Here is a 13,932-nt window from a genome sequence, read left to right on the forward strand (position 1 = left end):
CCCTCCCCGCAAGGGGGAGGGGAGCCGATCGTACCAAATGCACCGGCTGCACTCCCCACTTGCAGTGGGGGCGGCGAGGGGGGTAGAGGCAGACACCTCAGTGCATCAATGCACACCCTGCATACCAATCCTCGGTAGTCCCATGTCCTTCACCCCGCGCGTCTTTTCCGGCATCAAGCCGTCCGGCGACCTGCATCTGGGCAATTATCTCGGCGCCATCCGGCGCTTCGTGCCGCTGCAGGATTCGCACGAAACGCTCTATTGCGTCGTCGACATGCACGCGATCACGGTGTGGCAGGAGCCCGAGGACCTGCGCCGCTGGACCTACGAGATCGCCGCCGCCTATATCGCGGCCGGGCTCGATCCGGACAAATCCATCATCTTCAACCAATCCCAGGTGGTGGAGCACGCCGAGCTCGCCTGGATCTTCAACTGCGTGGCGCGCGTCGGCTGGATGACGCGCATGACCCAGTTCAAGGACAAGGCGGGTGCCGAAGGCGGCGAGAACTCCGAGGCGGTGTCGCTCGGGCTGTTCGCCTATCCCTCGCTGATGGCGGCAGACATCCTGCTCTACAAGGCCACCGCCGTGCCGGTGGGCGACGACCAGCGCCAGCATCTCGAGCTGACGCGCGACATCGCCAAGAAGTTCAACCACGATTTCCGTAAGCAGATCAAAGCCATCGGCTCGGACGAAGAATTCTTCCCGTTGACCGAGACGCTCTCGACCGGCCCGGCCATGCGCGTCATGTCGCTCAAGGACGGCAAGAAGAAGATGTCGAAGTCGGACGCCTCCGACATGTCGACCATCTACATGATGGACGATGCCGAAACGATCAGTAAGAAGATCAAGCGTGCCACCACCGACGCCGACATGCTGCCCACCGAGGCGGCCGGTCTCGCCGGCCGTCCGGAAGCGGAGAACCTCGTCGCCATCTATGCTTCGCTGTCGGACCGTTCGGTCGACGACGTGCTGCGCGAGTACGGCAATAATGGTTGGGGCAAGTTCAAGCCGGCGCTGGCCGATCTCGCCGTCGCCGTGCTGTCGCCGATTGCAACGGAGATGAAGCGGCTCGTCGGCGACAAGGGCGAGATGGACAATATCCTGCGCAAGAACGCCGACCGCGCCCGCGCCATCGCGGTGCCGATCATGGACGACGTGCGCAAGATCGTCGGCTTCGTACGCTGACTGGACGCCGCCCTTTCGGTTTGGGACAATAGAGCATCCTCCAAGAGGGCGGCGCCTTGGCTGACACTGTGAACGAATACAAACGCAAGTTCCTTGTCGTCATCGACGAGAGCAAGGAAGCCGATCGCGCCATCACCTTTGCCGCCCACCGCGTCAAGCGCACCGGCGGCACCGTGGTGCTGCTCTCGGTCATCGACAGCCAGGACTTCACCCAGTTCCTCGGCGTCGAAGAGGTGATGCGCGCCGAGGCCCGCGAGGAAGCCGACCGGCTGCTCGAATCGAAGCGCGCCCGCATCGCCGCCATCGGCGAGGGCATCCGCACCGAAACGGTGATCCGCGAGGGCGATCTCGTCACCGAAATCGAGGGGCTGGTGCAGCGCGACCCCAGCATCGCCATCCTCGTGCTGGCCGCTCTGAGCGGCAAGGAAGGCCCCGGCCCCCTGGTCGCCGCCTTTGCCAGCCGCGCCGGCCAGGCGGCGCTGCCGGTCATCGTCACCATCATCCCCGGCGCCATGACCGACGAGCAGATCGTCGCGGTGACGTGAGAGGCGCGCGGCCTTGCATTGCTGAGCGCAAAACTCTATTTTAGAACCGTTCTAACACGAGATTTTCGCGGCCATGTTCATCCAGACCGAAGCGACGCCGAACCCGGCGACCCTGAAATTCCTCCCCGGCCGCGATGTGCTGGTGGGTGAACCGCGCGATTTCCGCACCATCGAATCGGCGACCATCTCGCCGCTGGCGACCGCCTTGTTCGACGTCCCCGGCGTCGAAGGCGTGTTCCTCGGTTCCGATTTCATCTCGGTGACCAAGGACAGCGCCGAGTGGAGCCACATCAAGCCGGCCATTCTCGGCGTGATCATGGAGCACTTCCTCTCCGGCCGCCCGACGCTCGATGACGGCACCGCCGCGGTATCGACCGGCGACGAGTTCTTCGAGACCGAAGACACCGAGACTGTCGAAGTGATCAAGGAACTGCTCGCCACCCGCGTCCGCCCGGCGGTTGCGATGGATGGCGGCGACATCACCTTCAAGGGCTTCAAGGAAGGCACGGTTTACCTGCACATGCAGGGCGCCTGCTCCGGCTGCCCCTCCTCGACCGCGACGCTGAAGTCCGGCATCGAGAACCTGCTCCGCCACTTCGTCCCCGGCGTCGAGGCCGTGCAGCAGGTCTGATCGGACTGGATTGAGTTTCAAACGCCCGGCCGTTGGTCGGGCGTTTTGTTTTGGGCACTGGCCTCTCCGTGATCCTCCCCCGTTTACGGGGGAGGGGGACCGCCGAAGGCGGTGGAGGGGGCGGCCACAGGCACCGAATCCAACCCGCCCCCACCCACCCGCTCCGCGGGTCCCCCCTCCCCACAAGGGGGAGGGAGACCTGACTGCAAACCCGGCGCGTGAGGCTGCCCGCGATTTCCCTCCCCTTGATGGGGAGGGGGGACCGGCGAAGCCGGTGGGTGGGGTGGAACCCCACGCACAGATGCCCGTGACAACCCCAACCCGAACGCCTATCTCTCCGCCATGACTCCCGCGCTTCTCGCCATCGATACCGCCGCTCCGCGCCTGCAGCTCGCGCTGCTGACGCCCACGCGCGTCGACACGCTCGTCGAGGACATGCCGCAGGGCCAGGCCGAGCGCATCTTTCCCGCCATCGACGAGCTGCTGGCCCGCAACGGCGTCACCTATGCGGATCTCACCCGCATCGCCGTCACCACCGGCCCCGGCTCGTTCACCGGCCTCCGCATCGGCCTCAGCGCCGCCCGCGGTCTCGGGCTGGCGCTGAACATCCCGGTCATCGGCGTGCCAAGCCTGCTCGCGCTGTCGCTCAGCACGCGCTGCGACGCGACCGCCGTGCTGCTCGACGCCCGCCGCGACGAGGCTTATTTCCAGCTCTTCTCCGGCCCCGCCATCCCGGTCGGCGAGCCGGCCATCCTGCCGATGCAGGAAGCCCGCCGCCGCGTTCCCGCCGGCGCCGAGATCCTCAGCTCGCCCTTCGTCGATATCGCCGCGCTGGCCAATCTCGCGGCCAACCTCGATCCCGCCGCCTACCCGCCGGAAGCCGCTTATATTCGCGGCGCCGACGCCAAGCCGCAGGAGAAATTCCGCGTTGCGAGGGTCAGCCCGTGAACTTCTGGCTCTCCTCCGCCACGCTCCATGTCGAGCCGGCCCGCCCCAGCGATGCCGAAACGGTGGCTCGGCTCCACGCCGAGGGGTTTTATCGCGGCTGGACGCGCGAGGAGTTCGCCGCCTACATCGCTGGTGAAGGCACCCCGGTCTATGTCGCCTGCGACAGCAAGCGGCGCATTGCCGGTTTTGCCATGCTGCGGCACCTGGGCGAGGAGGTCGAGCTCATCACCATCGCGGTCGATCGCAAGTGGCGGCGCAAGGGCGTCGGGCTGATGCTGATGCGCGCGCTGTTCCAGGCGCTGCTGCGCAGCCCGGCCAAGCGCATGCTGCTCGAGGTCGCCGCCGACAATCCGGCGGCGTTGAAACTCTACGGCAAGCTCGGCTTTGCCGCGGTCGGCGAGCGCAAGGGCTATTACCCGCGGCCGGACGGCACGCCCGCCACCGCTATTGTCATGGCGCGCGATCTTGGCTAACCCAAGCCTGAGCCAAACAAGCGGGGGGCCGCCGTTGAGCAAGCCCGTGGTCCTCACCCTCGAAGAGCAGTGTGCCGAAAAAGGCATGCGCATGACCGACCAGCGCCGCGTCATCGCGCAGGTCATCGAGCAGGCCGTCGACCATCCGGACGTCGAAGAGCTGTACCGCCGTGCCAGCGCCATCGATCCGCGCATTTCGCTGTCGACGGTCTACCGTACGCTGAACCTGTTCGAGGAAGCCGGGCTCGTCACCAAGCACGATTTCAAGGACGGCCGGGCCCGCTTCGAGCTGATCCCCGACGAGCACCATGACCACCTGATCGATATCCGCTCGGGCAAGGTCATCGAGTTCCGCAACGAGGAGATCGAGGCCATCCAGGAAGTGATCGCCAAGCGCCTCGGCTATCGCCTCGTCGACCACCGACTCGAGCTCTATGCCGTGCCGATCAAGCCGGAAGACAAGAAATGAGCGTCAGATGATTTTGCGCAGCCTGTTCTTCATCTTCCTCTATGTGCCGTTCCTGATCGTGTTCGTGCCGGTGCAGTTCCTCGTGTCGCGCAGCCCGTGGTTTTCCAACACGATCCCGCGCTGGTTCCACGCCATGGGCGCGAAGTTCCTCGGCATGAAGGTCACCGTCATCGGCGAGCCCTCGCATGACCGGCCGACGCTGATCGTCTCCAACCACGTCTCGTGGACCGACATCATCGCGGTGGGGAGCAAGGCCGACGTCACCTTCGTCGCCAAGTCCGAAATCCAGCACTGGTTCTTCGTAGGCTTCATGGCCTCGTTGCAGCGCACACTCTATGTCGATCGCAAGAAGCGCTCGGACGCGAAGCGCGTCAGCCAGGAGATGGGCAAGCGCATGGCCTCGGGCGGCGCGGTGCTGCTGTTCGCCGAGGGCCAGTCCGACCTTGGCACCCACGTGCTGCCGTTCCGCTCGGCGCTGATCGGGGCGGCCCAGCATGCCATGGAGGAAGCCGGCGCCACCGAGGTGATGATCCAGCCGCTGACCATCGCCTATACCAAGCTGCAGGGCCTTCCCGTTGGTCGCACGGACAGGTCGTTCATCGCCTGGATCAAGTCCAAGTCGGTGAAGCAGAACCTCAAGGAAATCCTCACCGGCGGCACCCGCGAAGTCACCCTCGCCTTCGGCACCCCGCGTCCGCTGACTGCGGGCGCCGACCGCAAGGCGCTGGCCAAGCAGACGGAAACCGAAGTCCGCCGCATGCTGGTGGCACTCAACCGCGGCACGCAGCTGCCGGTGGCGGCGGAGTAGTTCGGGAGCATCGGGGCCGATCCCCTCACCCGTCTCGGCCTTCGGCCGATCCACCCTCTCCCCGACGGGGAGAGGAACAGAGATGATCACCGATGCCTCCGGATTCTTCTCCCCGTCGGGGAGAAGGTGGCGCGTAGCGCCGGATGAGGGGTTCACCCCACCAAACAAAAGTAATTCCCCTCCGGGTCCGCCATCACCGTATACCCCTCGGCCTCCCGCACCACTGACGCGCCGAGCCCAAGCACCCGCGCCCGCTCGCCCGCACGATCCACCACCTCGACATCGAGGTGCATCCGCCCCTGTACCCGCCCGCGCTCGATCTCGTGGAAGCACAGCGTCGGCCCTGGCCCATCCACCATCACCACCGGATCGGTCTCCGGCGTCAGCCCCAGCGCTGCCAGCCGGGCGATCTCCTCGTCATCATAGGCCCGCACCGCATAGCCTTCGAGCACCGCCGCCCAGAAGCGCGCCAGCGGCGCGGCATGCCGGCAGTCGAACACGATTTCCTTGAGCCTCCCGGCCATTTTCTCTCACGTCCCTGTGGTAACGACGACGCCAACCAACCACAGGATGTCATCCCTGCGAAAGCAGGGATCCACCTCTCCACCAGCGCGGGCTGGCCCATGGATCCCTGCTTTCGCAGGGATGACATTCGAGTGAAAGGCGCGTTCCTTGGATTCCCGTCCCGTTCGGTGTATCTCCGCCGCATGACCGAGCACACGCCGAAGAAGCTGTTCGTCAAGACCTACGGGTGCCAGATGAACGTCTACGATTCCGATCGCATGGCCGACGCCCTCGCCCCGCACGGCTACGAGCCGGTGCAGGCGATGGAGGATGCCGACCTCGTCGTGCTCAATACCTGCCACATCCGCGAGAAGGCCTCGGAGAAGGTCTTTTCCGAAATCGGCCGCCTGCGCGAAATGCGCGACGAGCGCCGGCTCACCGGCGGCGACCTGATGATCGGCGTGGCCGGGTGCGTGGCGCAGGCCGAGGGCGACGAGATCGTCCGCCGCGCGCCGGCCGTCGACCTCGTCTTCGGCCCGCAGAGCTACCACCGCCTGCCCGAGCTGATCGCCCGAGCCCACAACGGCGCCAAGGTCGTCGACACCGACTTCCCCGAGGAAGACAAGTTCGAGCACCTGCCCGCGGCGAAGAAGGAAGTGACGGTCAAGCGCGGGCTCACCGCCTTCCTCACCGTGCAGGAGGGCTGCGACAAGTTCTGCTCGTTCTGCGTCGTGCCCTACACGCGCGGCTCGGAAACCTCGCGCCCGCTCGAGCAGGTGCTGCGCGAAGCCGAGAACCTCGCCGAAGCCGGGGTGCGCGAGCTCACCTTGCTCGGCCAGAACGTCAACGCCTATCACGGGCTCGACGCGCGTGGCCGCACCGTCGGCCTCGGCGAACTCTGCTACCGCCTGTCGCTGATCCCCGGCATCGCCCGCATCCGCTACACCACCAGCCACCCGCTCGACATGAGCGACGAGCTGATCGAGATGCATCGCGATCTCGACGCGCTGATGCCGTATCTGCATCTGCCGGTGCAGTCGGGCTCGGACCGCATCCTCAAGGCGATGAACCGCCGCCACACCGTGGCCGAGTACATGGCCGTGCTCGATCGCATCAAGGCGGCCCGGCCGGACATGGCGATGTCGGGCGATTTCATCGTCGGCTTCCCGGGCGAAACCGATGCCGATTTCGAGGACACGCTGAACATCGTGCGCGAGGTCGGCTATGCCTCGGCCTTCACCTTCAAATACTCGATCCGCCCCGGCACGCCCGGCGCCACGATGGATGGCCAGATCGAGGAAGCGATCAAGACCGAGCGCCTCGCCCGGCTCAACGAGCTGATCACCGAGCAGATGCGCGCCTTCCTGCGCTCCGTCGTCGGCCGCACCCTGCCGGTGCTGATCGAAAAGCCCGGCCGCATGCCCGGCCAGGTCGGTGGCCGCTCGCCTTACCTGCAGGCGGTGCACATGGATGGGCCGACCCGGCTCATCGGCCAGATCGTGCCAGTCGAAATCATCGCGGCGGGGAATAATTCACTGACTGGCAAGATTGTCACAGTCGCGGAACCGAATCCTGCTAGCGTTCTTGAGTCTCAAGCCGTCGCGGCCCATATCTGAGGCTGCTACTAGGAGCCTGGTCAGGAAAAGTTGTAGACTTTTCCGGTTCGACCGGGCGACCATCAAAGTGGAGCTACCAGAGATTTGAGCAGGCATTTGCCCCCGTCTTTCGACCAAGGCCCGTCCTCCCAGCTTGAACTCGCGTTTGAAGACAACAAGCTCGTCGCCCAGCTCTACGGCGATTTCGACCAGAATCTTGCCCTGATCGAGCAGCGTCTCAGCGTGCAGGCGACGCCGCGCGGCAATCACGTCATGCTGAAGGGCGGCGCCACGTCCGTCGATCAGGCCCGGCGCGTGCTGGAATCGCTCTACGAGCAGCTCGAGGAAGGCCAGCAGGTCGATGTCGCCACCGTCGACGGCGTCATCCGCATGGTCGAGACCGAGGACAGCCAGCTGACGCTGCCCACCCTCGAAAAGAAGGGTCGCGTCCGCATGGCCCAGATCGCCACCCGCAAGGCCACCATTGTCGCCCGCACCCCGGCGCAGGACGCCTATATGCGCGCCATGGACCGGGCCGAGCTGGTGTTCGGCGTCGGCCCGGCCGGTACCGGCAAGACCTATCTCGCGGTCGCCCATGCCGCGACGCTGCTCGAACGCGGCGACATCAACCGCATCATCCTTTCCCGTCCTGCCGTCGAAGCCGGCGAGCGCCTGGGCTTCCTGCCGGGCGACATGAAGGAGAAGGTCGACCCCTATCTCCGCCCGCTCTACGACGCGCTTTACGACATGATGCGCCCCGAGCATGTGGAGCGCTGCATCACCTCGGGCATCATCGAAGTGGCGCCGCTCGCCTTCATGCGCGGCCGCACCCTCGCCAACGCCGTGGTCATCCTCGACGAGGCGCAGAATACCACCTCGATGCAGATGAAGATGTTCCTGACCCGCTTGGGCGAGAACTCCAAGATGATCGTCACCGGCGATCCGACCCAGGTCGACCTGCCGCGCGGCGAGAAGTCCGGCCTCATCGAAGCGGTCGACCTGCTCGACGGCATCGAAGGCGTGCACGTGTCGCGCTTCAACGACAAGGACGTGGTGCGCCATGCGCTCGTCGGCCGGATCGTCCGCGCCTACGAGGCCGATACCGCCCGCCGGCTCGCCGCGCAGGCCCCGAAGCCGTAAACGGCGACGCTTATTCTGCCTCCCCACCGGCTGTCATCCCAGCGAAAGCTGGGATCCATGGCGCAGCCGGTGCGGGAGGGTAGTTGGATCCCTGCTTTCGCAGGGATGATACTCCGAGATGGTTCGATCACACCGTGACTAAATCGCCGCTTTCTATCGCCTTCGCGGTCAACTCCGAAGGCTGGCCCGAGGATCTCGAGGCCCTCACCGATCGCGCCATCCGCGAGGCCGTCAAGCAGGCCAAGCCCGAGATCGTCGGGGTCACCGAGCTCTCGGTCGTCCTCACCGACGATGCCGAGCAGCAGGAGCTCAACCAGCAATGGCGCGGCATCGACAAGACCACGAATGTGTTGAGCTTTCCGCAGATCGAGCCGTTCGCGCCGGTCTCGGGCCTGCTCGGCGACATCATCCTCGCGCGCGAAACGCTGGTGCGCGAAGCCGAGGAGATGGGCATCAGCTTTACGGCCCATTTCACCCATCTCGTGGTGCATGGCTTCCTGCATCTGCTCGGCTACGATCATATCGAGGACGACGAGGCCGAGGAGATGGAAGGGCTCGAAACCGAGATTCTTGCCGCACTCGGCATTGCCGATCCCTACGCCGATAGCTAGATTAGCGGCTCCGATCAATTGAAGGCTGCCCGACCCGGCGGCCACCCTGATGAACGAATCCGACACGTCGTCCTCGCCGGCCAGGAAGCCGGCCCCCGCCAAGTCGAACGGCGAGCCTCCTTCTAGTCCCGCCCCCACGCAAAGGTGGGGGCAGAAAATCTGGAACCGCCTGCGCGGCCTTGTCGCCATGCGCACGGTTTCGCTGCGCGACGACCTGGAGGTCGCGCTCGAGAACGAGGAAAACGGCGGTACCGCCGATTTCACCCAGTCCGAACGGACCATCCTCAAGAACGTGCTCGAACTCAGCGAGAAGCGGGTCGAGGACGTGATGATTCCGCGCGCCGATATCGAGGCGATCGAGAATACCGAGACGCTCGGCACGCTGGTGGCGCGCTTCCGGCAGGTCGGCCACTCGCGCATGCCGGTCTATAGCGACAGCCTCGACAACATCATCGGCCTCATCCACGTCAAGGACGCGCTGCGCCGGATCACCGAGCCGGTGACCGACCCGGAAGCGACCCAGCCGGTGAAGCTCGTCTCCACTCCGCTGCGCTCGCGGCTTGAAAAGCTCGATATCGTCCGCCAGGTGCTGTTCGTGCCGCCGCTTATGCCGGTGGGCGACCTCCTGGCGCAGATGCAGCTGAAGCGCGTGCACATGGCCGTGGTCATCGACGAGTATGGCGGCACCGACGGCCTCGTCACCATCGAGGACCTGCTCGAAGCCGTGGTCGGCGAGATCGAGGATGAGCATGACGACGATGTCGCGCTGGTCCGCAAGGTCAACTCGAACGTCTTCATCGCCTCGGCCCGCGCCGAGCTCGATGAAGTGCGCGAAGTGATCGGCCCCGATTTCGACCCCGGCAGCCATGCCGACGAAGTCGACACACTTGGCGGTCTCGTCTTCGAACTCGCCGGCCACGTCCCCGCCAAGGGCGAGATCGTCAACGGCATCAAGGGCTTCGAGTTCGAGGTGCTGCAGGCCGATAGCCGGCAGGTCAAGCGCGTCAAGATCAAGCGTTCGAAACAGCCCAAGCCGCGGCCGCCCAAGCCGCCGGTGACCAAGGCGCCCGAGGACACTACGACGGCGCCGGTCGGCGAGTCATAGCCGCATGGGCCGTCTGGTCTTCGTTTATGGCACGCTGAAACGCGCCGAACGCAATTTCGACCGCATGGCCGGCGCCCGCTTCATCGGCCCCGCCACCACACGCGACGCCGCCTTCACGCTCAACGAATACGACTCCGTCAGCCGCCCCGGCCGGTTGGTCCCCGATGTCAGCGCGGGCGGAACGCACCGCATCGCCGGCGAGCTCTTCGAAGTCGACGACGATCTGCTGGCAGCGCTCGACCTGTTCGAACGCGTCGGCGTCGACTACGAGCGCCGGACCGTCGCGCTCACCGATGGTCGATCGGCGCAGATGTACCTGCACTCGGCCAACAGCGTCCGACCGGCGCGACCAACGCTCGCCTTGGCACGCGTCGAAGGCGATGTGGTGAGCTGGTCGGATGTAGCCGGAAGCGAATAACTCGTTGTCCGCCGCTTCGCTTTGAGCTAATTGTTGACCCATGCGTGAGGTCATCTATGTGCGCACGGCAACGAAGGTCCTGCAGCGCATGCCGGCCAACGAAGCAAGACGCATCCGCGAAAAGGTATCGCAGTATGCCGAAAATCCAGCGAGCCTCGCCAACAACGTGAAGGCCCTCGTCGGGTCACCCTACATCCGCCTGCGCGTCGGCGATTGGCGGGTGATCATGGATGATCGATATCGCGTCCTTGAGGTCGTCAAGATCGGCCCTCGTGGAGATGTATATGAATAAGCTCCAGAAGATCACTACGCCCGGCGGCGAGACGATGGTTGTGATGCCCCTCGAAGAATACGAGGCGCTCATCGACGCGCTGGACATCGCAGCAGCCGACAAGGTGCTGGCCGATGTTGCAGCTGGTCGCGACGAATTCATCCCCTCAGCAATGGTCGACCGAATTCTGGACGGCGAGAACAAGATCCGTGTCTGGCGCGAGTATCGCGGCCTCTCTGCCACCGCACTGGCGCAGCAGGCCGAGATCAGCGCGGCTTATCTGTCCGAGCTCGAGACCGGCAAGAAGGAGGGCAGCGTCGCCGCCCTGGCGCGCATCGCAGCCGCCCTCCGCCTTACCATCGACGACCTGATCTAGCGTCACGCCCGCTGTAGGTTCAGCAGCACCATCTCGCGCCAGAAGCGCGTCGGGACGATCCAGCTCGACCAGTCATTGTACATGCCGAGATAGGCCACCGTGGCGGTGCCGGCTTCCGGGCAGAGGAACAGGCGCTGGCCGCCATTGCCGAAGCCGCCGGCCCAGGGCGCCTGCTTTCCCAGCGCGCGCACCGGCGCGTCGCCGAGATACCAGAGGCGCGAGTAGCCGAGGCCGTCGGGCAGGTGGATCGAGGGCGTCAGGCAGGCGTCGATCCAGGATTTCGGCACGATCTGCCGGCCGCCGTAGACGCCGCCATTGACCAGCATATCGCCGATGCGCAGCAGCCCGCGTGTCGTCAGCCGCAGGCCCGAGGCTGACGATTCCTCGCCATCGGCGCCGGCAAACCAGAAGAAGTCGTCGATGCCGAGCGGCCCGAACAGGTTTTCGCGGGCAAACCCGGTCAGCGACTGCTTGGTGCCCCGGGTGATCAGCGCGCCGATCAGCGCCACCGCGCCGCCCGAATAGATCCATTCCTTGCCCGGTTCGCCCACGATCGGCCGGTCGAGGATGAAGCGGTAGCGGTCGGGCGCCATTTCCATGGCGATCTCGGAATTGGTCGGGTCGGTGTAGGGCTTGTTTTCGTCCCACTCCATGCCCATCGCCATGTTGAAGGTGTGCTCGATCGTCACCTTGCGCCGCGCCGGGTCGGCGACGAGGTCCGGGTATTCGGGGAAGGCATCCACCACCGGCGCGTCGAGCGGCGGCACGAGTCCTTTGTCGAGCGCGATGCCGTAGAGCAGGCTCGTGATGCTCTTGGTCACCGAGCGCAGGTCGTGCAGCGTCTCGGGGCCGAACACGACAGTGCCGAGATCGTCGCCCCAGGCCTCGTCGCGACCCTCGAAATAGCGCTCCAGCACCAGCTGGCCGTTGCGGCTCACCGCCACCGTATGGAAATCGCGCAGCAGCCCCGATTCCAGCCCGGCCTCGAACTTGCGCTCGAGATTGGCGGCAAAACCGGCCGCCTCGGGCGTTGTCACGTCCCAGTTCACAGTCATGTCGTCCTACACACTCCAACTTGAGCTATCCGAGCCTTGACCGGCTGGCCGCGTCCCGCGACCTTGCCACATGCCCCTGATTCGAGCGCCCCGCGGCTGATGACCTGGCTCGCCGAGACCGTGATGCTAGCCCATGGCTGGCGCCGTTTCTTGATCCTGGTTGCGGCCGGCGCACTCGCCGCCGCGTCGGTGCCGCCGTTCTTCCTACTGCCGGCGCTGTTCCTCGCTTTGCCGGTCTGGGTGTGGGCGCTGGACGGGGCCGAGCGTAAGCGCGGCTGGCGCCTGATCCTCGGCCCGGCCTTCGCCATCGGCTTTGCCTTCGGGCTCGGCTATTTCACCGTGGCGCTGCATTGGCTCGGCGCAGCCTTCCTGCAGCAGGGCGGCATCTTCCTCGTCTTGATGCCGTTCGCCATTGTCGGGCTGGCGGCGATCCTCTCGCTGTTCTGGGGGCTCGGCAGCGCGCTCGCCCATCTCGTCTGGTCGACCGGCGGCTTCCGCATCGTAACGCTCGCCGCTTTCCTCGCGCTGGCCGAATGGGGCCGCGGACATCTGTTCTCGGGCTTTCCGTTCGACCTGATCGGCTATGCGCTCACCGCCAATGACGAGATGGCCCAGCTCGCTTCGGTGATCGGCACCTACGGCCTCACCTTCCTTGCGGCGCTCCTCGCCATGACGCCGGCGCTGATCTGGCCGGCCGACCAGCGCAACCTCGTCGCCCGGCTGCTGCCACTGTTCCTCGCCGTCGCCGCGCTCGCCGCGCAGGTCGGCTATGGCAACTGGCGGCTCACCACCACGACGCTCACCGAACGCACCGACATGCGTGTACGCATGGTGCAGCCGATGATCCTCGACCATGCCGACTGGAGCGGCGCCCAGCCGGCCGATGTGGTCAACCACCTGATCCAGCTCTCGGAAAGCAAGCTCAGCCCCACCGATAAGGGTCTGCCCGCCATCACGCACCTGATCTGGCCGGAATCGGTGTTCCCGTTCTTTCTCACCAACTATCCCGACGGCATCGCGCTCATCGCCCGCATGCTGCCGGATACGACCCTGCTGCTCACCGGCGCGCCGCGCGAAGCCCTCGATGACGACGGCCTGCCGATCCCCGACAACCCGGGCTACAACTCAATCCTTGCGCTCGACAGCAATGGCGAGATGGTCGCGAGCTACGACAAATCGCACCTCGTGCCGTTCGGGGAATATCTGCCGTTCCAGAGCTTCTGGCGCATGTTCGGTATCAACCAGTTCGTGCCCGGCACCAATGGCTGGGCCCCGGGCGATGGCCGCCGGCTGATGCGCCCGCCCGGCTCGCCGGCCTTCCTCGCGCTCGTCTGCTACGAAGCGGTGTTCCCCGGCGATATCGGCGACCCCGAGGATGTCGGGGCGGCGCAGTTCATCCTCAATGTCACCAACGACGCCTGGTTCATGGGCTCGATCGGTCCGGCGCAGCACGCGCAGCACGCCCGCATGCGCGCCGTCGAAACGGGCCTCCCCATGCTGCGCGCCGCCAATTCCGGCGTCACCCTCAGCGTCGATCCGCTCGGTCGCGTCGTCGCACAGCTGGCCGAAAACGAGATCGGCGTGCTCGACGTCGTGCCGTCCGAACCGCTGGCCGGCGGCACCATCTTCAACCGGCTCGGCGACCTGCCCTTCTGGCTGGCGGTAGCGCTCGGCATTCTCGGTTCGCTGCTGGCGGCGCGCCGGCCGCGGCGGATCGCATGAATTTTCTGCAGCGGCGCCGCATCAAGACATAAAGCTTCCTTTATATCTCTTGACCGCGCACGGTCCGAGTGGCAC

General features: G+C 65.8%; 17 protein-coding genes. 15 read left to right on the plus strand and 2 right to left on the minus strand.

Annotated features, from left to right (window positions below; genetic code table 11):
- Positions 1-142 precede the first annotated feature (142 nt).
- From trpS to AC3A6I_RS17960, 7 genes are all read left to right on the plus strand, one after another.
- Positions 143-1,186, plus strand: coding sequence for a tryptophan--tRNA ligase (gene trpS / locus AC3A6I_RS17930; RefSeq protein WP_487545228.1), 1,044 nt, complete (start codon positions 143-145; stop codon positions 1,184-1,186).
- Between the two features lie 56 nt (positions 1,187-1,242).
- Positions 1,243-1,731: a universal stress protein gene (locus tag AC3A6I_RS17935; protein WP_487545229.1), complete on the plus strand. Its 489-nt coding sequence runs from the start codon at positions 1,243-1,245 to the stop codon at positions 1,729-1,731.
- A 73-nt stretch (positions 1,732-1,804) separates the two neighbouring features.
- On the plus strand, positions 1,805-2,362 hold the full coding sequence (locus AC3A6I_RS17940) for a NifU family protein (RefSeq protein ID WP_487545230.1): 558 nt from the start codon (positions 1,805-1,807) through the stop codon (positions 2,360-2,362).
- A 342-nt stretch (positions 2,363-2,704) separates the two neighbouring features.
- A complete protein-coding gene (gene tsaB, locus AC3A6I_RS17945) occupies positions 2,705-3,310 on the plus strand; it encodes a tRNA (adenosine(37)-N6)-threonylcarbamoyltransferase complex dimerization subunit type 1 TsaB (RefSeq protein ID WP_487545231.1) in 606 nt (201 codons plus the stop codon).
- A complete protein-coding gene (rimI, locus tag AC3A6I_RS17950) occupies positions 3,307-3,783 on the plus strand; it encodes a ribosomal protein S18-alanine N-acetyltransferase (protein WP_487545232.1) in 477 nt (158 codons plus the stop codon). Before tsaB ends, rimI begins: the two co-directional genes overlap by 4 nt.
- Positions 3,784-3,868: 85 nt before the next feature.
- Entirely contained in the window at positions 3,869-4,252 is a 384-nt protein-coding gene (locus AC3A6I_RS17955; protein WP_487545679.1) for a Fur family transcriptional regulator, read from the plus strand.
- Between the two features lie 7 nt (positions 4,253-4,259).
- On the plus strand, positions 4,260-5,060 hold the full coding sequence (locus AC3A6I_RS17960) for a lysophospholipid acyltransferase family protein (RefSeq protein ID WP_487545233.1): 801 nt from the start codon (positions 4,260-4,262) through the stop codon (positions 5,058-5,060).
- A 152-nt stretch (positions 5,061-5,212) separates the two neighbouring features.
- Here the strand turns inward: AC3A6I_RS17960 and AC3A6I_RS17965 are convergent, their stop codons facing one another.
- Positions 5,213-5,584, minus strand: coding sequence for a VOC family protein (locus AC3A6I_RS17965; protein ID WP_487545234.1), 372 nt, complete (start codon positions 5,582-5,584; stop codon positions 5,213-5,215).
- A 183-nt stretch (positions 5,585-5,767) separates the two neighbouring features.
- On the opposite strand from AC3A6I_RS17965, the gene miaB reads away from it, so the two are divergent.
- From miaB to AC3A6I_RS18000, 7 genes are all read left to right on the plus strand, one after another.
- A complete protein-coding gene (gene miaB / locus AC3A6I_RS17970; RefSeq protein WP_487545235.1) occupies positions 5,768-7,180 on the plus strand; it encodes a tRNA (N6-isopentenyl adenosine(37)-C2)-methylthiotransferase MiaB in 1,413 nt (470 codons plus the stop codon).
- Positions 7,181-7,276: 96 nt separating this feature from the next.
- Entirely contained in the window at positions 7,277-8,299 is a 1,023-nt protein-coding gene (locus AC3A6I_RS17975; protein WP_487545236.1) for a PhoH family protein, read from the plus strand.
- Between the two features lie 134 nt (positions 8,300-8,433).
- Positions 8,434-8,910 carry an rRNA maturation RNase YbeY gene (gene ybeY, locus AC3A6I_RS17980; protein ID WP_487545237.1) on the plus strand — a complete coding sequence of 159 codons (477 nt, stop codon included), beginning with the start codon at positions 8,434-8,436 and terminating at the stop codon, positions 8,908-8,910.
- Positions 8,911-8,959: 49 nt separating this feature from the next.
- A complete protein-coding gene (locus tag AC3A6I_RS17985; protein WP_487545238.1) occupies positions 8,960-10,015 on the plus strand; it encodes a hemolysin family protein in 1,056 nt (351 codons plus the stop codon).
- Between the two features lie 4 nt (positions 10,016-10,019).
- The gene (locus AC3A6I_RS17990) at positions 10,020-10,433 is read left to right on the plus strand and encodes a gamma-glutamylcyclotransferase family protein (protein ID WP_487545239.1); all 414 of its coding nucleotides are present in this window, start codon (positions 10,020-10,022) and stop codon (positions 10,431-10,433) included.
- A gap of 40 nt (positions 10,434-10,473) precedes the next feature.
- Positions 10,474-10,725, plus strand: coding sequence for a type II toxin-antitoxin system RelE family toxin (locus tag AC3A6I_RS17995; RefSeq protein WP_487545240.1), 252 nt, complete (start codon positions 10,474-10,476; stop codon positions 10,723-10,725).
- Positions 10,718-11,080, plus strand: a complete 363-nt coding sequence (locus AC3A6I_RS18000; protein WP_487545241.1) for a helix-turn-helix domain-containing protein — start codon at positions 10,718-10,720, stop codon at positions 11,078-11,080. The genes AC3A6I_RS17995 and AC3A6I_RS18000 overlap by 8 nt, the downstream gene beginning before the upstream one ends.
- 2 nt (positions 11,081-11,082) lie before the next feature.
- Here AC3A6I_RS18000 and AC3A6I_RS18005 read toward each other — a convergent pair whose 3' ends face one another.
- Positions 11,083-12,135, minus strand: a complete 1,053-nt coding sequence (locus AC3A6I_RS18005; protein WP_487545242.1) for a serine hydrolase domain-containing protein — start codon at positions 12,133-12,135, stop codon at positions 11,083-11,085.
- A gap of 99 nt (positions 12,136-12,234) precedes the next feature.
- Here AC3A6I_RS18005 and lnt point away from each other — a divergent pair, with 99 nt between their 5' ends.
- Positions 12,235-13,857: an apolipoprotein N-acyltransferase gene (gene lnt / locus AC3A6I_RS18010; protein ID WP_487545243.1), complete on the plus strand. Its 1,623-nt coding sequence runs from the start codon at positions 12,235-12,237 to the stop codon at positions 13,855-13,857.
- Positions 13,858-13,932 lie beyond the last annotated feature (75 nt).

Source organism: Devosia sp. Soil_C_22 (assembly GCF_057657195.1).